This is a genomic window from Nocardia colli (assembly GCF_008704205.1).
Lineage (GTDB): Bacteria > Actinomycetota > Actinomycetes > Mycobacteriales > Mycobacteriaceae > Nocardia > Nocardia colli.
Genome location: NZ_VXLC01000003.1, coordinates 667,244 through 687,545, shown reverse-complemented (window position 1 = coordinate 687,545; position 20,302 = coordinate 667,244). Strand labels below are relative to the sequence as shown.

Below are 20,302 nucleotides of genomic sequence, written 5' to 3'. Positions count from 1 at the left end.
CACCTAGCGCAGCCGTTCACCGATCGGCTCGAACGCCGCAGCGTCCTCGACGGACCTTCGGTTGGACTCGGGTCTATTCGTTCATAGCGCGGCGGATTCGAGCACGTCGGTCTGTTCCGGCGTGGATTCGATGCGTGTCCGGCTCGGCCGCAACGCGGTCACCAGCACCGCTGCTCCGGCGAGCGCGATGAACATGGTCCACACCGCACCGACATGCATGGCATGGATGAACGCCTCATCAGCCGCCCGCACCAGATCCGGCCGGCCGATTCCGGACGCGACATGCCTGGCCTGTTCCGCCGACACCCGCACGTGCTCCTGCACCTCACCCGGCAGATCGTGCACCGAGCCCTCGATCGCCCGCCGGTACACGATCGACATGATCGTGCCGCCCACCGCGATCCCGAGCACGCTGCCGGTCTGCCGCACGGTATTGGTCACCGCCGACCCGGCGCCGGCGCGCGCCAGCGGCAGCGTGCTCAGCAACGCCGCGGTCACACTGCCCATCACGATTCCGATGGACAGACCCTGCACCAGCAACACGATCTCGATCCAGACCAGCGACGTGTGCAGCCCGAAGAGGGCCGAGCACCCCATCGCCACTGCCGCCACGGTCAACGCGGTCGCGGTGACCGGGCGCAGCGACCAGCGCCGCACCAGCCGAATGCCCAGCGGCCCACCGACAATCGCACCGAGCGCGGCCGGCGAACTGGCGAATCCCGCCTGTAACGGTGAAAAGCCCCGTGCGCCTTGCAGGTAGAAGGCGCTGTAGAAACCCGCGGCGGTCATCGCGAACAGCAGCAGCCCGATCGCCACATTGCCACCACCGAAGGTCCGCTCGGCGAGCAGCCGAGGATCGAAACTGGGTTCCCGCAGGCGCAATTCGACGACCACGAAAGCGCCCAGCAGGATCACCCCGACCGCGATCGGCACCCAGACGTCCACCGGCGTCCAGGAAGCCACCTGCCCCGCACGAATCAGCCCGTACGCCAACGCCGCGAGCCCGCTGATCGACAGCAGCAGCCCGGCCGGATCCAGCGGTCGCGGTGTGGGACTGCGGAATTCGGGGATCAGCGTCACGATTCCCACCAACCCGATCAGCACCGCCGGGACATTGATGAGGAACACCGACCCCCACCAGAAATGATCGAGCAACACACCGGCGAGCAACGGACCCGCCGCGATCCCCACACCCGCGGAAGCCGAGGAGATGCCGATCGCGGTCGCCCGCGCGGGCCCGGTGAACGTCCAGGTCAGGATCGCCATCGTGGCCGGCATGATCAGCGCGCTACCCACGCCCATCACGGCCCGCGCGGCGATCAACTCGTCCGCGTTGCCGACATAAGCGGCCCAGACCGACGCGGCGGCGAACGTCGCCATGCCGGTGGCGAGCACGGTCCGGTGACCGAACCGATCACCGAGCGCGCCCGCGGTGAACATCAACGCGGCGAAGACCAGGGTGTAAGCGCCGGTCGCCCACTGCAATTGGGCCGGGGTGGCGCCGAGTCCGCGCACCGGATCGGCGAGGGTCTGGAAGGCGAGGCCGAGGATGGTGTTGTCCATCCAGATCAGGAACGAGGACAACAGAAGTACGGCGAGGATCAACCGCTGCCTGGACCGCGGCAACGTAGGAGACACGGGCATGGAAACCTTCGCTAAGATTGGCAAGAACCTGACTATTAAACTCTGCATAATCGTCAGGAACCTGTCAATACCGAGGAGGTCTTTTCGTTGGGTTCCTACCGGGACGAGTCCGGCTCGCTGACCTTCATGGTCCGCAAGGTCTGGTTGAACATGCGGTCGGCAATCGGCGAGGAGCTCAAGGCTTTCGGCCTGTCCACCTCGCAATACGCCACGCTGATGATGACCGCGGGCCATCCCGGGATGTCGGTCGCCGACATCGCCCGCGAGGTCGCCAGCTCCCGGCAAGCCGCCAACGAAATGCTCAACGGTCTGGAACATGAAGGCCTCATCGAGCGTCATCCGCACCCCACCGACCGGCGCACCCACCAGATCGCGGTCACCGAGGCCGGCCGCACCCGGCTAGCCGAGGCGCGGGTTGCCGTTGCCCGCCGCGAGGCCGAATTGGAGGCGTCGTTCACTCCCGCTCAGCGTGTCGCCATTCGGGACTGGCTCGAAGGCGTATCCGACGCCTGTCGCTGAATATGCTGTGCGGCAGGCGAATCGGTCTGAGCCCGCCCCGCTGGCGACCGTCGGATACGCGCGGAGCGGGCTCAAATACTCCGGGAGTGGCCGAATTCCTCGCGGCTCGGCACTGACGGCGGGCAAGCCCGAGCATCTCTGCGTTCGCATGGCCCGCCACCACGCAACATCGCCCGGCAGAACGAGCGGGCGCAGCGCCGCACCCGGCACGCCTACCGGAGGGTTCCGGCCTGTACGGGCGTGCCGGTTTCGGTGAGTCCGGTCAGCGACTGCGGCAGCGCGCCCTCGTACAGCACACCGAGGCGCTGAGTCGCGCGGGTGAGAGCGACATAGAGTTCGGCCGCACCGCGCGGGCCGTCGGCGAGGATCCGTTCCGGTTCCACGACCAGGACGGAGTCGAACTCCAACCCCTTGGTCTCCGAGGCCGTCACCGTGCCCGGCATACCGGGCGGGCCGATCACCACGCTGGTTCCTTCGCGACCCGCCTCCTCCTCAACGAATTCCTCGATGGCAGAAGCGAATTCGTCCGCCGAGACCTGCCTGGACCACGGCTGGACGCCGCACGCCCGGACCGACTCCGGCGGCTTGACCTCGGGGGCGAACTCGGCGAGAACCGCCGCGGCGACGCTCATGATCTCGGCCGGGGTGCGGTAGTTCACGGTCAGCGAGCGGTAGGCCCACCGGCCGGGCACATACGGCGCCATCATCGCGTCCCACGAGGTCGCGCCGGCCACCGACCGGCGTTGGGCCAGATCGCCGACCACGGTGAAGGATTTGCCCGGGCAGCGACGCATCAGGACCCGCCAGTCCATCTCGGACAGCTCCTGAGCCTCGTCGACCACCACATGCCGGTAGGTCCAATCACGGTCCGCCGCAGCGCGTTCGGCAAGGTCTCGGGTGTCGCGTTCGAGGAAGCGGTCGGCCAAGTCCTCAGCGTAGAGCAAATCCTGGGCGAACAGGTGGTCCTCGTCGTCCATCATGTCCTCGCGGCTGACCATGACGTCCAGCACGCCCGCGGCGTACTCGGCCTCGGCTTTGCGTTCCCGCTCGGCGGTCTGATCGACCGGCTTGTCGCGGCCCAGCAGATCGATCAGTTCGTCGAGCAACGGGACGTCCGATACCGTCCAGGCGTCGGCGTTCGCGCGTAACAGCGCCTCATCCGCGCCCGCCGCGCGCAGCCGTTCCGGAGACGAATACAGCTGTGCCAGAAGCGTTTCCGGCGTCAGGATCGGCCACAGTTCGTCGAGGGCCGCGGTGAAGGCGTCGTGGTCGGCGAGTTCTTCGACCAGGTCTTCGCGCAGTTCCTCCCATGCTTCGCGGTCATCGCGGGTCAGCCAGTCCTTGCCGATCCGGGCGATCGCGCGTTCGGTGAGCACGTAGGTGATGATCTCGCGGAACACCGCGCGGGCCTCGTTGTGCGGGCGTCCGCTCCCGCGCGCTTCCTCCCGTGCCCATTCCGCGGTCGCCGCGTCGATTCGCACCGTGGTGTCGGTCAGTTCGATCGTCACCGGCTCCTCGGGCAGGCGCTGGCGGTCGGCGATCGCCGCGGCGAGCACGTCGAGGATCTTCAGCGAACCCTTGAGCCGGGCCGCCTGCGGGGTGTCCTCGGCGGTGGTGCGCAGCCCGGGCACGAGCTCGCCCGCGGTCGTGAACACCACGTTGGTCTCGCCCAGCGACGGCAGCACGTGGGCGATGTGGTTCAGGAACGCCGGGTTCGGGCCGACGACGAGCACGCCCTGGCGTTCCATCCGCTCACGCTGCGTGTAGAGCAGGTATGCGACGCGGTGCAGGGCCACCACGGTCTTGCCGGTGCCGGGACCGCCCTCGATCACCAGCACGCCCGGATGGTCGAGGCGGATGATCTCGTCCTGCTCGGCCTGGATCGTCGCGACGATGTCGCGCATGCCCTCGCCGCGCGGTGCGTTGACCGCCGCGAGCAGGGCCGCGTCGCCGCGTTCGCCGTCGTCGGGACGGCCGAGCACCTCGTCGGTGAAATCGACGACCTGACGTCCGCGCGTGTGGAACTGACGACGCCGGCGCATGTTCTCCGGTGTCGCCGCGGTGGCGACATAGAACGCACGCGCCGCCGGCGCCCGCCAATCGAGCAGCAGCGGCTCGAACTCGTTCGCCTCGTCGTAGAGACCGATCCGGCCGATGTAGGAGCGCTCGCCCGTCAGGGTGTCCAAGCGGCCGAAGCACAGGCCGTTATCGGCCACGTCGAGTCGCTGCACCGCTTTGCTCAGCGCGCGCACCTGGTCCTCGCGCTCCATCGCGGACACATCATGACCGCGCAACGCCTCGCTGTAGCGGCCCTTCGCCTGCGCGCGTTCGGTGTCGAGGCGGGCGTAGAGCCCGGCCACGTAGCCGCGCTCGGACTGTAGTTCCTCGTCATACCCCTGAGTTGGCATGTGCCCCAATTCGTGACTCCCATTTCCACCGGTTCCGGCCTCGGCCAGCGAGTATGCGCCATCACCGGGACCTTGCCGCAAGCCCCCGGGTGCGATATACAATGAATACGGAAAGGAACACATCTTCCTTTCCCTTCTTTTTGCCCGCACTCGACGGGCAACCTCCACTCGGTCTTGCCGCGTCGTAGTGCGCGAACACCGGTTTCCTGCTCGATTCAGCCTGCCGGACACCGTGATTCGGATTTGCCGAGGCCTGTGAGGTGGATCATGCGGAAGCCGCGTTGACTATGCCGTGACGGCGAACGATGTCCTGGGTTCCGACACGGCCATCAACCAGGAGGATCGACATGGCGTTGCCGGAATTCATCTCTGTCGAGGACTTTTTCGCCGCACCACAGAATGTGTCGCCGGAAATCTCACCCGACGGCACCGAGGTCGCCTACCTCGCGCCACACAAGGACCGGCTCAACGTCTGGGTCCAGGACCTCGAGTCCGGCGAAGCCCGTTGCGTGACCGCGGACGAGAACCGCAACGTCTATCACTTCCGTTGGACCGGCGATCCGCGCTGGCTGCTCTACACCCAGGACAACGACGGCGATGAGCAATGGCACCTCTACCGCGTCGACCTCGACCACCCGGACGCTCCGGCAGTCGACCTGACGCCGTTTCCCAGTGCGACGGTCATCCAGTTCGACCTGCCCGCCGCACGGCCGGGTAAGGCGCTGCTGCACCTGAACAACCGGAAGATCGAACTGTTCGACCTCTGCGAACTCGACATCGCCACCGGCGCGATCACTGTCCTCGCCGAAAATCCCGGTCACGTCGCGGCCTGGATGTGCGGTCCCGACGGTGCGGTGTTCGCTCGCGGACTCACTGCCGCCGGTGATATCGAGTTCTCGCGATGGGATGGCGGGACCTTGCATCCCGTCGCGTTGTTCGACGGCGCCGACTATCCGATGGGTGTGTGGCCGGTCCAGCCCACCCCGGACGGGACCGGAGCGTGGGTCGGGTCCAACCGTGGCACCGATCGGACCAGGCTGGTCCGGCTCGATCTGAGTACCGGGGTCGAAACCGAGGTCGACAGTCACCCGGCGTTCGATCTCGATCCGCGTGGTGGCATCGCTCCGGTGCTTCCGCCGCCGCTGATTCTCGATCGGCGAACCGGGGCGTTGATCGGTGCTCGCTACCTCGGCGAGCGGCAAGTGATCCACGCACTCGATCCGGATTTCGCGGCCGTACTCGAGAACCTCGAGCAGCTTTCCGACGGAGATCTGGCCGCGTTGTCCGCCGATGACTCCGGGCAACGCTGGGTTGTCACCTTCACCCATGATCGCGAACCGGATGTCGCGTACTTCTACGACCACTCCACGGGCGAGAGTCGCGAGTTGTTCCGGCCCTACCCGCAGTTGAAGCCCGCATCGATGGCGCCGATGACGTCCGTGACGATCCCCGCGCGCGACGGACTGCCCCTGCCCGCCTACCTGACGTTGCCTGTCGGCATCGATCCGGTCGGCTTGCCGATGGTTCTCATGGTGCACGGTGGCCCTTGGCATCGCGACAGTTGGGGATTCGATCCCGCCATCCAGCTGCTCGCCAATCGCGGATATGCGGTGTTGCAGGTCAACTTTCGTGGATCGACCGGCTACGGCAAAGCGCACACCAAAGCCGCGATCGGCGAATTCGCCGGCACCATGCACGACGACCTCATCGACGCCGTCCAATGGGCCGTCGACCAGAGCTACGCCGATCCGCGCCGCGTCGCGATCTCCGGCGGATCCTATGGCGGTTACGCCGCCCTCGTCGGCGTCACCTTCACCCCCGACGTGTTCGCCGCCGCCATCGACTACGTCGGCATCTCCAACTTGGCCAACTTCCTGCGCACCATCCCGGTGTTCGCCAAACCCCACACCGCCAACAACTGGCACCTGTTCGTCGGCGACCCCGACGACCCGCGGCAGGAAGCCGACATGCTCGCCCGCTCACCGATCACCCGCGTCGACCAGATCCGCACACCACTACTGGTCGTGCAAGGCGCCAACGACGTCCGGGTGGTGCGGGCCGAGTCCGACAACCTCGTCGAAGCACTCCGCCGGCGAGGGGTCGAGGTCGAGTATTTGCTGAAGGACGACGAGGGGCACGGATTCGTGAACCCGGAGAACCAGATCGAGCTGTTCCACACGATCGAACGTTTTCTGGCGCGGCACCTGGGCGGGCGCGAATCCTGAAGTCCTTGTCGCGGAATCCTGTTCTGCGGCAGGCACTTCGAGTGGCGGATGTGCAGTACTCGGAGGTGTCATATCCGCCAGCTCGGTGCGGCTGACCGGTCGACGTCGCGGCGAGGGAATGTCCCGCCCGCGAAGCATGGTTGCACCGCGGTGTGAAAGCTGTTGGTTTCTACCATTTCGGCGATCCGGACGTGCTGCGCGTGCTCGAACTGCCCGAACCGCAAGCGGGCCCGGGTGAGGTCCGCATCCGCGTGCACGCGGCCGCGGTGAACCCCACCGATGTCCTGCTCCGGACCGGCGGCCACGCCGTCCGCATGCCCGACCGGCAGCCCCCGTTCATACCCGGCATGGACGCCGCCGGCGTGATCGACCAACTCGGCCCCGGGACCGACGGGCGACTCACGGTAGGCCAGCGAGTGCTCGCCATGGTGCTGTTCACCGGCCCGCACGGCGGCGCATACGCCGAACAGGTCGTGGTGCCCGCCGCCTCGGTGGTGCCGGCACCGGCCGGGATCGACTTTCCCGCCGCATCGACCCTGCTGATGAACGCGATGACCGCACGCCTCGCACTGGACGCGCTAGCCATAGAGCCCGGCGCAACCGTCGCCGTAACCGGTGCGGCGGGCGCGGTCGGCGGCTACGCAGTCGAGCTGGCCAAGGCCGACGGACTGACCGTCATCGCGGACGCCGCCCCACACGACATCGAACGAGTGCGCCGATTCGGCGCCGACCACATCGTCGAACGCGGCACCGACGTCGCCACCCACATCCGCGCACTGGCACCCGAAGGGGTGGCGGGCCTGGTCGACGGCTCGATGCAGACCACCCAAGCAGTGCCCGCCATCGCCGACGGTGGAACGCTGGCCGAGCTACGCGGCTGGTCCGGCCCCGCCGAACGCGACGTACGCGTATGCCCGGTAATGGTGACCGACGGCATCACGGACACCGAAGGACTGAACACACTGAGCCGCCAAGCCGAGACCGGCACCCTCACACTGCACGTCGCCGACGTACTTCCCGCCGCCGAAGCGGCCAAGGCCCATCGCCTGGTGGGAGCCGGTGGCCTGCGTGGGCGGGTGGTACTGGACTTCTCTTGAACCGAGTCGGTTCAGCGAGGGGTCGAAGATCTGTGGTGTCGTCGGCTGCGCCCGGTACGAGAGGAGCAGGTGCTCGGGAATGGCTGGGCCGCTGCGGGTTTGGTGGACGGTGCCGATTGCGGGTTCGTAGTCTTCGTGGATGGTGCGTACGACTCCGCCGAGGCCGGTCGATCTGGAGGCCTTGTTTCCCGAGCTTGTTCCGTTTCGGCGAGAGGCGGTGCGGTTGCATCCCCGTCCGGGTCGACCAGGTCTGCGGGACAGTTCGCTGGGTGGGCCGCTGTTGTGGCCGCGGTGGGAGCCGTGGCCGCGGTGTTTCGACATGCACGAGGACCGGTTGGATCGAGGCAGTCTTAGCTGGGGTCAGATCACACCGGAGGGAGCACCCTTCGTGCCGGTCCTGCAGTTGTTCGCTGATGCCATCCCGGAGTTACCATTCCCGACCGAAGCGGATCTGCTGCAAGTGTTGTGGTGCCCCCACGTCCATCTACGGAGCTATGCGCCACGACCACAGCTGTACTGGCGCAACAGCTCTCGATGCGGCGAGGACCATCCACAACCACCCCACCCGCGCAATGCACAGCCCGACTATCTGCCGAACCCATGCGTTGTGCACCCAGAACGGGTCATCGACTACCCCCGCGGTGATATGCCTCGGGAACTGTTCAAATCCCTGGAAGATCGCTTCGATCAGCTCTGCGAGACGACGGGATGGGATTACGAACAGCATCTGGCGGAGTCCAGTGGCGTGAAAGTCGGCGGTTACCCGACCTGGACCCAGGATCCGGACTGGCCGAACTGTCCCGGATGCGATGAACCGATGGACCATCTGCTCACCATCAACAGCATGGAATTCAACGGCGATGCATGGCGTATCTGGCTACCGCTGGAAGACCGCCCCGCCACCGACACCGAGATGGACTTCAGAAACCCCACTTTCGTGGACAAGATGAGTCCCCATGGCCTGAGCCTCGGGGACGGCGGCGGAATCTACATCTTCGACTGCCGCACCTGCCCCTACCATCCGTACACCTACCGCTACGACTGCTCATAGCCAAACACCCGAACGAGTCTGCGCGATCGGCGCAACGCATCGATCGGCGTCCATGGTGCCGCTCGGGCTTCGGCGCTATCCGAGGAGCAGGGTGGCCAACGTATCCGAATCGCGAGCACCGCGGCATGAGCGGATGTCGATGCCTCGGGTTCGGGACCCAATCGAGGCATCACATCCATGTCGCTTGGGACGATCAGACCCCGCCGCCGATGTCAGCCCTGGTCGGTCGTGGTGTCGTCGCCGGTTGCGCCCGGGTTGTAGGCCAGCAGCTCCCAGCAGTGGCCGTCCGGGTCGTCGATTGCCCGGTTGTACAGCCAGCCCATGTCCTGGGCCTCCCGTGGTTCGGTGGCCCCTGCGGCGAGCGCCGCGTCGACAAGGCGATCCACTTCTTCACGCGAACCGGCGGCCAACGCGTTGATCACCTCGATCGGACCATCCGCAATGTCTCGCTTGGTGAAGGTCGCGAACATCTCGCGCGTCATCAGCTGCACCATGATCGCTTCGGCGAACACCACCTGGGCGGAGCTGTCCCCGGTGAAGTCCGGGTTGATCGTTCCCCCCATCGCCGTGTACACCTTCTTGCTCGCCTCCAGGTCTGTAACCGGCAGGTTGACGTAGATCTGCGTGTATGCCATGACGTGCCTCCAAAGATTTTGCCCGGTGCGCCAGACGTTCCTGGCGACACCACAAACCTAGGGACGCACCTCGACATCGGTCTTGTACAGGAGCGACAACATCTCATCGCTATCGGCGCGCCGCAGTTGGGAGGCCGTGCGGCCGGCGAACCGGGTCAGCGAACGCGCAAGGTGCGGTTGGTCGTGATATCCCGCCCGCTGCGCGACCTCGATGGCCGGCGTCCCCTGCTGAAGTAGCAGCACCGCCTGTCTGGCCCGCTCGATTTGCCGGATCATGCCTTGCGTCAGCCCGGTCGCCGCGGCCACCCGCCGCTGCACCGACCGTGGAGTGACCAACGTGGTTCCGTCGCCGCGGAGTACATCGGTGACCAGCGGATCACGTACCAGCAGCCCGGCGCGGACCAGGCGGTCCACGAAAACGTCGGCGTTGTCATAGTCCGGGATCTCCCATTCCGCACCCTGCAGCACGAACGAGCGAGCCGTGGTGTGCGGACTCGACACCGCGGTGTCAACCAGCGCCGAGACCGGCATCGGCGCAAGAAACGCACCGTGCCGGAAGATGATTCCGAGCGTTTCGCCTGGCCCCGGCCCCAGCTCCAGCACCGTCGGACCGGTCTCCGGGCCGCGGACCGCCACGTGCGTCTCCCCACGGTCGCACCAAACGACAAGTTCCCAGTTCGAATTCGCCACCGACCGCATCCGTGCCGGTACCTCCCCGGCGACCGGCCCGGCCCGATAGATCCGCTCGACATACGGGGAATCAGAGGGGCGCTGCTCGAGGCTCACGATCAGAAACTAACACCAGCGGCCGTCCCGCTCAGGTCTGCGGCGAACCCTCAGCGACGTCGCTGGACGCTGGTTTGCCAACCATCCCGGACTACTAACGGTATGAGCGCGCGTTCTGGCGTGGGTGTTCTTGCGCAGTGTTGGGCTAGGTGCAACATCGTTGCGTTTTAGTCGGAGCATGTGACTTCGCCGGCTGCCGGACGACGTCACCACAGTTGCTAGTGGTCCGGCATAGGCACTTTCGCGTCGCGAGGGGACTTGTCCGGGCGCAGGCCGCGCCAGCTCGGGTGGCGTAATCCGTCTGCGCTGGCCTCGCGGAATTCGATGTCGGCGACCAGGATCGGTTCGACCCAGCGGGCGACGGTAATGACGGCTCGCGGGGGTGGGACGTCGAAAGGCGTTTCGGGGCGGGCGATTTCGTCGAAGCGGGACTGAAGGGTCTTACGGTCGCGCATGGTCCAGCCGGTGCCGACATTGCCGATGTGCACCAGGCGGCCGGCCTCGTCGTAGGCGCCCATCACGATGGATCCGAAACTGCCTGTGTAGCGGCCGTTGCCGGGGAGCCAGCCTGCGACCACGATCTCGGTGGTTTTGCGGAGCGGAGTTTTGATCCAGGCGGGGGAGCGGCGGCCGGGTTGGTAAGTGGAGTCGAGGCGTTTCGCGACGATGCCTTCCAATCCGTGATCGCGGGCGACGTCGAGCATGGTGGTGGCGTCGACGTTGGCGTAATACGGCGGGGTGCGGGCGAGTGGAAGATCGATTGCCAGTTCATCCAGCCGGGCGCGTCGTTCGGTGTACGGAAGGCTCAGGAGGGATTCTCCGCTGTCATCGAGCAAATCGAACACCAGGTACTGCACCGACACTTCCCGGATGAGTTCGGCGCTGGGATTCACCACGTGCATCCGACGCTGGAGTCGGCGGAACGAGGGGACGCCCGTGCCTGGTTCCGGGGCCACGATCTCACCGTCGACGAGCACATCCCGGCCATCGAGCAGATCAGCGAAAACTGAGGTCAACTCCGGAAAAGACCCGCTCAGATCCCGATTACTCCGACTGTAGAACCGGCACTCCCCGCCCGTCACCCGCCCGATCGCACGAATACCGTCCCACTTCATCTCGATCGCCCACAGGCCGGTATCAGCCGGCGGCCGCCCGGAGACGGCCAGCATCGGTGCCGGCACTGATTGCACAAGATCAGCATATATCCAGCAATCGATGGAATCCGGAAACGGAATGCATGCGATCCGGGCGTGGCAAAACTGCAACCCGCGACCATCGATGCCGACCACACTCTCCATCGAAATTGCGGCACGAAAAGTACATGCGAATTAAACGCCGGGTTCCAAAATAGCCAGTCATTTTCTCTCACAGGAACTTTCGGCAAATGTGAGACGGAAATGCTTCGCAATAGATATCGAGAACCCGCGCGAAAGTGTCAGTGGCACAATGTAATCTCCCTCACCATGCCCCTGGGCTTTGTGTGAGTCCGCGAAACGCCACCTGGAGGAGCTGATGACGACGGGATACGAGTACCAGAGCGACTTCGCTCGGAAGTATGTGGCGGAAGGTGAGGTGGCGGGAGTAGCCCGCATGGTCCTGGACGTCCTCGATATCCGCGGCATTGCCGTCAGCGACGAGATTCGTGAGCGGATCTCGGGCTGCCACGATGTGGACCAGCTCGAGACCTGGCACCGTCGTGCGATGCTCGCTGACACTGCCGACGATCTGTTTACGCCTAACGCCTAACCCCGGTCGATGCACGGCGCAACGGTCGCTGGTAATTCGGCGGCCGTTGCGTGCGTGCGTTATTCACCAGGGGCGGTCGGTAGTCTCGGCGGATGAGTACTGTGCCGCCGCGTTCTCGCGTCGAGGGGCGTATCCGGCGGGATGGACCGTCCAGGGTCAAGCAGGTGGTTTTCCTGGTGTGCGGGGTTGTTGCGGGGGCTTTGTTGTCCGTGTCGGCGCCGCGGATCGAGAGTCAACCACTGTGGTTGCTGGCGCTGATTCCCTCGTTGTGGGTTGCGATGATCGGGCTGATCGTTGTCTCGGCGTGGCGGACGAAAACGGTCGTCGCGGAGGTCGCGCGGACCTGGGTCGGTCCAGTGGAGTATCTAGCCGCTGGGTCTGGAGTTGCCGGTGTCGTGCCGTATCTGACCGGCGACACAGGGATTGCTCGGCTCGTCGGCAATGGATTGCTGGTGTTCGCACTGTTCCTGGTTGGACTCGCGGCGTTCGGCTACCTGCACCGGTGGCGGCAGCGGGGTGCGTCGGCGAGTTTGCGAGCACGGTCGGTGCGCACCCTCGGTTTGGTGACTTCCACAGGGCTGCAAGAGTTCGCGGCGACATCCAACCCGAAGATGGCTCGCCTGACCGTGGAATTCACCGACAACGCCGGCACGCGCCGATGGCTGACACCCACCGCATTCCAGGTGCCCGCCAACCCGATCGGCATCGATGACGAAGTTGTCGTGTGGTTCGATCCCGAAGACCCCGGCGACATCGCGCGGATCGTGGTCGAGTTCGACAACGGAGTCAGCCGCATCATCAGAACCCGGTGAATCCGGCGAAAATCAGTGGCCCGGAGAATATTCGCGTTGATACCCTCCTCGGGACCGTGACATCAGCCGAGGAGGTGAGACCCGTGAACACAGTTTCGACATGGGGCCTCCCGCTCGCCGTCATGGTTGGGCGAACGAAGTAGCCGTCGCCGGGAGCGCCCATAACGCTGGGCAAACCCGAAAGGCGACAAGCGATGACGACTGCCGGAAAACACAGCAAGGGAATCGAAGTCGAGGGCACGGTGGTGGAGTGCCTGCGCAACGCCACCTTCACCGTCGAGCTACCGAACGGGCACACCGTGCTCGCACATATCAGCGGCAAGATCCGCAAGAACTACATCAAGATATTGCCGCAGGACCGGGTGCTGGTCGAAATCAGTCCCTACGACCTGACCCGCGGCCGGATCCTGTTCCGGTACCGGACATAGCGTCCGGTGCGGTTGGGCGGGTTCGCGGGACCCGCCCAACCGTCACAACCCCAGTTTGGTGACCGCGTTGTCTTCCAACGGATTCGCGGTGCGGATGTAGCCGTGCACCGTGCGCGGGTTGGACCAACGGCCTTGGCGCATGATCTCGCGGTCACTCGCCCCACCGAGGGCGGCCTGGGTGGCGAACCCCGCACGCAGGGAGTGCCCGGAGAACAGGTCCGGGTCGAGGCCGGCGCGCGCGGCATAGCGTTTGACGAGTTCGGCGACCGCGCGACCGGACATCGGGGTGCCGCCGACCGTACCGTGACGATTTATGGTGGGGCACAAGGGCAGGTCCGGTTGCTCGGCCAAGGCCGTTCCGGTGAAACCGTGACACCGGTGGATCTCCGGATCGGTGATGTCCTCAGTCAGCCAAGTGCGTAGGCCCGATGTGCCTGCGGCAGTGTGTATTTCGAGCAGCCGGACCCAGTCGGCGAAGGCGCAGACCGGGCAGGTGCGTGGGCGTTGACCGCGCGGCAACGCGACACGCTGTTCGGCGACACCGGTCGGGTCGGTCTTGGTCGACGGCAACCGCACCAGCAGCACCGGTTCACCGGTCGCGTGATCGAGTTGAACCTCCACATCCGCGATCCGCAGCCCGGCGAGCTCGCTGCGCCGCAGCGCCCCTGCGAACCCGATCAACAGCACGAGCGCATCGCGGCGCCGAGCAGGTTCGGTCGGCCAGCCGGGTTCGGGTAGCCCTGCCAGCAGTTGGTCGAGGGTGTGCAACAGCACGGGCCGTTTACGTTTCGGCTGTGTACGCCGCGTGCGTCGGATGCCGCGCAGCGTAAGCCGGACAACGTCGGATCGAGTAGGCGAAGGCAGTCCGTTCGCCGCATGCACCGCAGCGATCGCAGCCGACTTCCGTTCGAGCGTCGCCGCACTGAACGCCCACTCGCCAGTGTCGCGCCGCGCATCGGCCGCCGCAGCCAGATAAACGGCGACATCGAGCGGATCGGCCGGCATCGCCTGCCGACTCTCCGCCAAACACCACGCCGACCACGCAATCCAATCGGTCCGATACGCACGCAACGTATTCGCCGACTGCGAAGCCTCGAGATACCGGCGCAACGACCCCGCCTGATTATCATCGAACCGCTCCCGCACCAGCCGCAGCGCCGCCGCGTCCACCAGCACGCTCCGCACCCCACGCCGCAACTCGGTCCGCACCGACTCCGGCATCGCGACCACAGCGGCGCGCTCGTCCATCGATCAACTCCCTATCCCTAGACCACCCCCCATTGTCCTGCTGCCCCAGCCCAATTCGCCGCATCGACAGTTCTCGCGCGCGTCGGCGTCGCCCGCGGAATACCCGAGCCGTCGGTGCTGTAGTCGATATCTCGGGCTACGCCTCAGAACCTGGGCAGCGGCCACTGCTTCGCGATGGCCGCGTGCGGTGAGTGCCGCTGACGGGACAGCTCCGGCCACACCCGCTTTGACGTTCTCCGACTCTGCATGCCGCAGACACCATATTTTGACGAGGTCGCTCATGCCTACCAGTTTGCGGAATCTGCGCTGTGGATTTGTCGCCGATATTGAGACATCTATCCCGTTGTACGAGGCGGCTTTTCATGCCCCGTGACGGTCGAGTTCGCTCACTGCCGACGCTCTGACCTGCGGTGGGATGTTCTCGATGGCGAAGTTTCGGCTGATTCAACTGGTGCAGGTGGCCCGTTCGACTTCCCCCGTTGTGCGAAGCGGTATTTTATGTCTCCTCCGGTGGGCTAATAGCTTCCAATTCATGGATAGGAACTTTCAGTCGGCGGAAGAACTTGCGGCCGCATTGCGTGCTGGTGACGTGACCTCGGTGGAACTCACCGATGAGGTAATTGCTCGGATCGAGCGTGAGAACAAGGTGATCAACGCGATCTGTGTTCCGGACTTCGATAATGCGCGGGCCGCCGCACGCCGTGCCGACCAGGCGCGTGCGCGCGGCGAGGACGGCCCGCTGCTGGGTATTCCGGTGACGGTCAAGGAGTCCTACGACATGGCCGGGCTGCCTACGACCTGGGGCATGCCGCAGTTCAAGGACTATGTGCCGGGTGAGGACGCGGTACAGGTCGCGCGATTGAAGGCGGCCGGTGCGGTGCTGCTGGGAAAGACCAACGTGCCGGCGACACTGCGAGATATCCAGAGCTACAACGAGATCTATGGGACCACTAATAATCCGTGGAATCATGAGCGCACTTCGGGTGGATCCTCCGGCGGTTCGGCGGCGGCGCTGGCGGCTGGATTCGGTGCGTTGTCCATCGGCTCCGACCTCGCCGGTTCGCTGCGCACGCCCGCGCATTTCTGCGGTATCTACGCGCACAAGCCGACCCTCGGCCTGGCGTCGCCCCGCGGCATGGTCGCGCCGCCCGCACCCGCCTTGCCGACCGAACACGATCTCGCCGTCGTCGGCCCGATGGCCCGCACCGCCCGCGACCTCACCCTCCTGCTGGACGTGATGGCCGGACCGGACCCGCTGAACCACGGCGTCGCCTACAACCTGGCATTGCCGCCCGCACGGCACGAGCGGCTGTCGGACTTCCGTGTCCTGATCATCGAGGACCATCCACTCATTCCGACCGGATCAGCGGTGCGGGCGGGGGTGAACCGGGTCGCCGAGGCACTCGTAAACGAGGGCGCCCGCGTCGAACGGCACAGTCCGCTGCTGCCGGATCTCGCCGAGGCCGCGAAGCTCTACATGCTGCTGATGCTGTCGACCGCCGCGGCAAGTCTTCCCCTCGACGTATACGAACAGGTGCGCATCCAGGCCGCCGCCCTGAGCGCAGAGGATCAGAGTCTCGACGCGACGCGGCAGCGCGCCATCGTGCTCAGCCACCGCGAATGGGTCGAAACGAACAACCGCCGCGAACTCCACCGCCACGGCTGGCGGCAACTCTTCGCCGAATTCGACGCCGTGGTCTGCCCCATCACGCCCACTCCCGCCTTCCCGCACAACCAGAACGGAGCTCTCGAAGACCGGCTCATCGACATCGACGGCGTCGACTACCCGTACTTCGACCAGCTCGTCTGGGCAGGCGCGGCCACCATGCCCGGCCTGCCTGCCACCGCCATCCCAACCGGTCCATCCCCGGAAGGTCTGCCGGTCGGCGTGCAACTCATCGGCCCGATGTTCGAAGACCGCACCCCACTGCGCCTGGCCGAGTTGCTGGAACAGAAGATCGGCGGCTTCCAGGCACCGCAATAGGTTCCAGTCGGGACTCCACGGGGACGAGGCGTCGATGCCGAACAAACACAGTTCGTCGCACTGAGAGCGGTCGAGACGCTGACCGGTACACCCGCACCCTCGATAGCGGCCAAGGCCGTGGCCAACTGTCGGGCAGCGGTCGGTGATTCCCACCCAGTCGGGCCAAGCGGCGGGGCAGTGCCAATCGACGCCGATGTGGTCCCGGATGACAGCCGAGAGCCGGGCGACATGGGGTCCCGGTCGTAATCGTCGAAAATCGGGCGGATATGGCGTAAATGCTGGTCAGTGAGTGTGGGAGGCTCCAGGGCCGATGAGGCTCGTCAGCTCGCGCATGGCCTGTGGAGACGGTTTGAAGTCGCGGCGCAGGTTCTCGGCCTTCCGGTGGCGGGACTTGGCCATCAGCTCAAGCAGGCTCGCGCCGGATTCGCCGAGGTGGGTCAGTCCTGAGTGCCGGAGTTCGTGCAAGTCCCAGCCGGTGCCCGGCCCGTGCTCGGCGGAGGCGATATCGAGCAGGTCGCGTGCTTGGTCGTAGGACAGCCGTGCGAGTCCGGTGCGGGACAGGTGTGGCAGTCGGCGAGGTATTTGCCGGGCCCGGGTCGGCTTGCGGCCATCGTGCCCGCCTTTCCGGCTTACCCCGGATAACGGGGCGGCTTCGTGCTGTGCCGCGGCGGATTCGCCGCAGGACGGTTCCGATGTCACCCCAGATAATAGGCCGTTATCCGGGGCATGTTCCGGGAACTGTCGCTCGACAATAATGTATGGCACACAGTATTGTGTTCGGTGTGAGCCCGGAAGAGCTGATCCTCAATCAGGCCCAGGAGTTGCGCCGTGGCACGGTCGTGCTGGCCTGCCTGGTGCTGCTGGAGGAGCCGCAGTACGGCTACGCGCTGCTGGAAACGCTCAATGAGGCGGGCATTCCGGTCGAGGGCAACACTCTGTATCCCTTGCTGCGCCGTCTGGACAAGCAGGGCCTGCTGACCAGCGAGTGGAACGTCGATGATTCGCGGCCTCGGAAGTTCTACCGGGTGAACTCCGAGGGCTCGCGGGTACGTGAGGGGCTGACGTCGGAATGGCAGGCCCTGGTCGCCTCGATCTCGCGACTGATCTAGGGGGAATTGATGAGTAAAAGCTCGCTGACGGAGCGTTACGTGCATGAGGTCATCCGCCGGCTTCCGGCCGAGCAGCGCGGCGACATCGCCGAGGAGCTGCGTGCCACCATCGCCGACATGGTCGAGGCACGCGGCGCGTCCGACCCGAGCACAGCCGAGCGCGAGGTGCTCGTCGAGATGGGCGACCCGGTCCCGCTCGCCTTGCGTTTCGCGGACCGGCCGCTCGTGCTGATCGGCCCCGAGCTCTACCCGCCCTACCTGCGGTTGATGAAGCTCCTGCTGACGACGGTTCTGCCGCTGGTGGTGGTCCTGTTCGTCGCCCTGGACGTGGTGGACGGCAAAAGTCTCCGCCAGCTGGTGCTCACCGCGGTCATGGTGACGGTGACCGCTGCCGCCCAGATGATCGCCTGGCCCACGGTGGCGTTCGCGGTGGCCCAGCGCACCCGGTACCGCAATGAGACGGTCGTCGGCGGTGGCACCTGGACGCCCGAGGACCTGCCGGACGAAGTGCCCGACCCGCACCAGACGGATCGGAGCGGCTACTTCGCGTTCGGCTCGGCGATGTGGTCGGCGCTGCTGCTCGGCGTGATCGTCTGGCAGCACATCGCCATGCCCTACCGGTTTCACAGCGCGGACGGGAGCATCCGGCGCATGGAGGTGCTCGAGCCCTCGCTGTGGAACGGGTGGATCTGGCCAGTGGTGATCGGCCTGGGCATGCTCGTGGCTCTGGACCTGATCCGAGTCGCGGCCGGCAACTGGACGCCCCTGCGGGCGGGTTGGTACGCGCTCGGGCACGCGCTGTTCGCCCTGCCGCTGGCCTGGATCCTCTACCGGCACATGCTGTTCGACCCGATCGTCCTGGACGACTTCAACGGCTCGCTGCACACCCCGGACGCCTTCTACACCCTGACAGGCGCTGTCGTCCTGCTGTCCAGCGGACACGAGGTGTTCCGACGTTTCCGCGACGCGCGCCACCCCTGAGCTCGAGAACTCAGCCCGGGGTGGCCTGCGGTCGCGGGCCAGCCAGGCGGGTGAGTCGTTCATGAGTGCGTAGAAGCGTCCGTTCTCGTCGTCAAACGGATTGTCCGACATTGACACTCGATCAGAAGAGGGTGTCTCGGACCCGCAGCGGCTGATATCCGATGGGTCCAACAAGACCGGACAGCTCAACCAGCGCCTACGCCCTATCCGCCCGATTTTCGGCAATTATTACCAGGACCCGACATCGGCGTCGAGCATGGGATATTTCTGGCGCGAAGGTAGTGCACCACCCGATCGAGGGAGACGGTGTTCAGTCATCGGCGTCGGATGTCGGGCGACTGCCCCCGAACTCGCGAACAGCCCGACGGGACCGTATTCAGAGGGTGGGGGTTCGGTTGGGGCGGAAGCGCATTGGGGGTTCGGTGTATTCCTCGAGGGTGTGGGCGGTCCAGCCGATGGTGCGGGCGAGGGCGAAGATGGCTTCGCCGGCGTCGGGGCGCATGCGGTAGGCGTGCATGAGGACGGCCAGGGCGAGGTCGATGTTGGGGATGGCGGTGTGCGGGGCGCCCAGGGGGGTGGTGATGGTGTCGATGGCGGTGAGGGCTGGTTGGGCGGCGGGGACGGTGCGGAGCATGGTGAGGAGGAGGTCGGCTCGGGGGTCGCTGGTTCGGTAGACGAGGTGGCCGAAGCCGGGGAGGCGGCCGCCGAGGCGCAGGCGGTCGGAGGCGGCGGCGAGGGGGTCGGTGATGGCTTCGGCGAGGAAGCGGTAGGCGACTGTGCTTGCGGCGCCGTGGTATTGGCTGTCGAGGGCGCCGAGACCGGCGGAGATGATGCCGTAGGGGTGGACACGGGCGCTGGCGGCCACTCGGGCGGCGACGGTGGAGATGGCGAGGCCGTGGTCGGCGAGCAGAGTCAGGGCCGAGTCGAGGAGGTCGGTGGGGACGGGGAGGTCGGTGAGGCTGAGGCCCAGGCGGTGGGCGAGGGTTCCGGAATTGTGATGCGGCGCGCTGAGAGAGTCGACCTCGACGGCGAGCAGGATTCGGGCGGTTCGCAGCACGCCCTGGGGTGACAGGTCGAAGCGGAGTTGATCGCCGGCGCTGGCGACGGTCACCGCGACGCGCATCCGGTCGGTCAGCCGAGTGCTGTCGGGCAGGGCTGCGACGGCGGCGCGGCAGGTGCTCAGGATCTCGGCCGGAGCGGTGAATTGTTCTGGTGGGGAGGCTAGTTCGCCGGTCCAGAGCAGGTTGGCCACCGATTCGACCGGATGTGTCGTCACCAGATCCGCGACGTTGCGCCCGCGGTAGTACAGCTGGTCGTCCTCGATGCGCGAGATCGTGCTGGCGATGTCTTCCATCGTCGCCCGGCGATCACCGCCGTGCCGTCGGCCCTGCGCGAGCCGCGCCACCTCGTCCTCGCGGAACAGGCTGCCGCGGCGGCCGGGCGCCGGGATCTTGGTGAGCAGTCCGCGGCTGACGTAGGCGTAGACGGTTTCGGGCTTGATCTCGAGCCGGCTCGCCACCTCGGCGGTGGTCAGGTGGCGTGCGTCACCTTTCTTGTCCATGACCTGCCTTTCCGGTCTCATATTGACTTGATCAATATTGACTCTAGTTGAGCGTGATCGCACAGTTC

The 20,302-nt window shown here is 66.1% G+C and carries 18 protein-coding genes; 10 read left to right on the top strand and 8 right to left on the bottom strand.

From position 1 onward, the window contains the following. Positions 1-81: 81 nt before the first annotated feature. Entirely contained in the window at positions 82-1,638 is a 1,557-nt protein-coding gene (locus F3087_RS09885; RefSeq protein ID WP_223884963.1) for an MFS transporter, read from the bottom strand. Positions 1,639-1,731: 93 nt separating this feature from the next. Here F3087_RS09885 and F3087_RS09880 point away from each other — a divergent pair, with 93 nt between their 5' ends. Continuing rightward, a complete protein-coding gene (locus tag F3087_RS09880; RefSeq protein ID WP_223884962.1) occupies positions 1,732-2,163 on the top strand; it encodes a MarR family winged helix-turn-helix transcriptional regulator in 432 nt (143 codons plus the stop codon). A 212-nt stretch (positions 2,164-2,375) separates the two neighbouring features. Here F3087_RS09880 and helR read toward each other — a convergent pair whose 3' ends face one another. Then, positions 2,376-4,571, bottom strand: coding sequence for an RNA polymerase recycling motor ATPase HelR (helR, locus tag F3087_RS09875; protein ID WP_150401525.1), 2,196 nt, complete (start codon positions 4,569-4,571; stop codon positions 2,376-2,378). Between the two features lie 347 nt (positions 4,572-4,918). Here helR and F3087_RS09870 point away from each other — a divergent pair, with 347 nt between their 5' ends. The 3 genes from F3087_RS09870 (at position 4,919) to F3087_RS09860 (ending at position 8,944) form a co-directional block, all read left to right on the top strand. Next, the gene (locus F3087_RS09870; RefSeq protein ID WP_150401524.1) at positions 4,919-6,796 is read left to right on the top strand and encodes a S9 family peptidase; all 1,878 of its coding nucleotides are present in this window, start codon (positions 4,919-4,921) and stop codon (positions 6,794-6,796) included. Positions 6,797-6,948: 152 nt separating this feature from the next. Next, positions 6,949-7,893, top strand: a complete 945-nt coding sequence (locus tag F3087_RS09865) for an NADP-dependent oxidoreductase (RefSeq protein WP_150401523.1) — start codon at positions 6,949-6,951, stop codon at positions 7,891-7,893. Between the two features lie 388 nt (positions 7,894-8,281). Continuing rightward, a complete protein-coding gene (locus F3087_RS09860; RefSeq protein ID WP_223884961.1) occupies positions 8,282-8,944 on the top strand; it encodes a hypothetical protein in 663 nt (220 codons plus the stop codon). A 212-nt stretch (positions 8,945-9,156) separates the two neighbouring features. On the opposite strand, the gene F3087_RS09855 is transcribed toward F3087_RS09860, so the two are convergent. The 3 genes from F3087_RS09855 to F3087_RS09845 all read right to left on the bottom strand — a co-directional run bounded on the left by F3087_RS09855 (position 9,157) and on the right by F3087_RS09845 (position 11,534). Then, on the bottom strand, positions 9,157-9,579 hold the full coding sequence (locus tag F3087_RS09855) for a VOC family protein (protein WP_150401521.1): 423 nt from the start codon (positions 9,577-9,579) through the stop codon (positions 9,157-9,159). A 57-nt stretch (positions 9,580-9,636) separates the two neighbouring features. Beyond that, positions 9,637-10,365 (bottom strand): helix-turn-helix domain-containing protein, encoded by a 729-nt coding sequence (locus F3087_RS09850; RefSeq protein WP_150401520.1) that lies wholly within the window; start codon positions 10,363-10,365, stop codon positions 9,637-9,639. Between the two features lie 218 nt (positions 10,366-10,583). Further along, the gene (locus F3087_RS09845; RefSeq protein ID WP_150401929.1) at positions 10,584-11,534 is read right to left on the bottom strand and encodes an ATP-dependent DNA ligase; all 951 of its coding nucleotides are present in this window, start codon (positions 11,532-11,534) and stop codon (positions 10,584-10,586) included. Between the two features lie 343 nt (positions 11,535-11,877). Between F3087_RS09845 and F3087_RS09840 the strand changes: the two genes are divergently transcribed. The 3 genes from F3087_RS09840 (at position 11,878) to infA (ending at position 13,351) form a co-directional block, all read left to right on the top strand. Continuing rightward, positions 11,878-12,111 (top strand): hypothetical protein, encoded by a 234-nt coding sequence (locus F3087_RS09840; RefSeq protein WP_150401519.1) that lies wholly within the window; start codon positions 11,878-11,880, stop codon positions 12,109-12,111. A 92-nt stretch (positions 12,112-12,203) separates the two neighbouring features. After that, on the top strand, positions 12,204-12,923 hold the full coding sequence (locus tag F3087_RS09835; RefSeq protein WP_150401518.1) for a DUF3592 domain-containing protein: 720 nt from the start codon (positions 12,204-12,206) through the stop codon (positions 12,921-12,923). 194 nt (positions 12,924-13,117) lie between these two features. Then, the gene (infA, locus tag F3087_RS09830; protein ID WP_150401517.1) at positions 13,118-13,351 is read left to right on the top strand and encodes a translation initiation factor IF-1; all 234 of its coding nucleotides are present in this window, start codon (positions 13,118-13,120) and stop codon (positions 13,349-13,351) included. A 42-nt stretch (positions 13,352-13,393) separates the two neighbouring features. On the opposite strand, the gene F3087_RS09825 is transcribed toward infA, so the two are convergent. Next, positions 13,394-14,599: a site-specific integrase gene (locus F3087_RS09825; RefSeq protein WP_150401516.1), complete on the bottom strand. Its 1,206-nt coding sequence runs from the start codon at positions 14,597-14,599 to the stop codon at positions 13,394-13,396. Positions 14,600-15,131: 532 nt separating this feature from the next. On the opposite strand from F3087_RS09825, the gene F3087_RS09815 reads away from it, so the two are divergent. After that, positions 15,132-16,583, top strand: a complete 1,452-nt coding sequence (locus tag F3087_RS09815; protein ID WP_150401515.1) for an amidase — start codon at positions 15,132-15,134, stop codon at positions 16,581-16,583. A gap of 282 nt (positions 16,584-16,865) precedes the next feature. On the opposite strand, the gene F3087_RS09810 is transcribed toward F3087_RS09815, so the two are convergent. Beyond that, positions 16,866-17,282: a hypothetical protein gene (locus tag F3087_RS09810; RefSeq protein WP_223884960.1), complete on the bottom strand. Its 417-nt coding sequence runs from the start codon at positions 17,280-17,282 to the stop codon at positions 16,866-16,868. 59 nt (positions 17,283-17,341) lie between these two features. Between F3087_RS09810 and F3087_RS09805 the strand changes: the two genes are divergently transcribed. Then, entirely contained in the window at positions 17,342-17,692 is a 351-nt protein-coding gene (locus tag F3087_RS09805; protein WP_150401514.1) for a PadR family transcriptional regulator, read from the top strand. Between the two features lie 9 nt (positions 17,693-17,701). Beyond that, entirely contained in the window at positions 17,702-18,673 is a 972-nt protein-coding gene (locus F3087_RS09800) for an HAAS signaling domain-containing protein (protein ID WP_150401513.1), read from the top strand. A gap of 376 nt (positions 18,674-19,049) precedes the next feature. Here F3087_RS09800 and F3087_RS09795 read toward each other — a convergent pair whose 3' ends face one another. Beyond that, entirely contained in the window at positions 19,050-20,234 is a 1,185-nt protein-coding gene (locus F3087_RS09795; protein ID WP_150401512.1) for a citrate synthase, read from the bottom strand. Between the last annotated feature and the right edge of the window lie 68 nt (positions 20,235-20,302).

Coding starts and splice junctions, on each gene's coding strand:
- F3087_RS09815 (WP_150401515.1), top strand. CDS start 15,132: ATGGATAGGAACTTTCAGTCGGCGGAAGAACTTGCGGCCGCATTGCGT.
- F3087_RS09795 (WP_150401512.1), bottom strand. CDS start 20,234: ATGGACAAGAAAGGTGACGCACGCCACCTGACCACCGCCGAGGTGGCG.
- F3087_RS09825 (WP_150401516.1), bottom strand. CDS start 14,599: ATGGACGAGCGCGCCGCTGTGGTCGCGATGCCGGAGTCGGTGCGGACC.
- F3087_RS09800 (WP_150401513.1), top strand. CDS start 17,702: ATGAGTAAAAGCTCGCTGACGGAGCGTTACGTGCATGAGGTCATCCGC.
- F3087_RS09855 (WP_150401521.1), bottom strand. CDS start 9,579: ATGGCATACACGCAGATCTACGTCAACCTGCCGGTTACAGACCTGGAG.
- F3087_RS09845 (WP_150401929.1), bottom strand. CDS start 11,534: ATGCTGGCCGTCTCCGGGCGGCCGCCGGCTGATACCGGCCTGTGGGCG.
- F3087_RS09870 (WP_150401524.1), top strand. CDS start 4,919: ATGGCGTTGCCGGAATTCATCTCTGTCGAGGACTTTTTCGCCGCACCA.
- F3087_RS09835 (WP_150401518.1), top strand. CDS start 12,204: ATGAGTACTGTGCCGCCGCGTTCTCGCGTCGAGGGGCGTATCCGGCGG.
- infA (WP_150401517.1), top strand. CDS start 13,118: ATGACGACTGCCGGAAAACACAGCAAGGGAATCGAAGTCGAGGGCACG.
- F3087_RS09840 (WP_150401519.1), top strand. CDS start 11,878: ATGACGACGGGATACGAGTACCAGAGCGACTTCGCTCGGAAGTATGTG.
- helR (WP_150401525.1), bottom strand. CDS start 4,571: ATGCCAACTCAGGGGTATGACGAGGAACTACAGTCCGAGCGCGGCTAC.
- F3087_RS09805 (WP_150401514.1), top strand. CDS start 17,342: ATGGCACACAGTATTGTGTTCGGTGTGAGCCCGGAAGAGCTGATCCTC.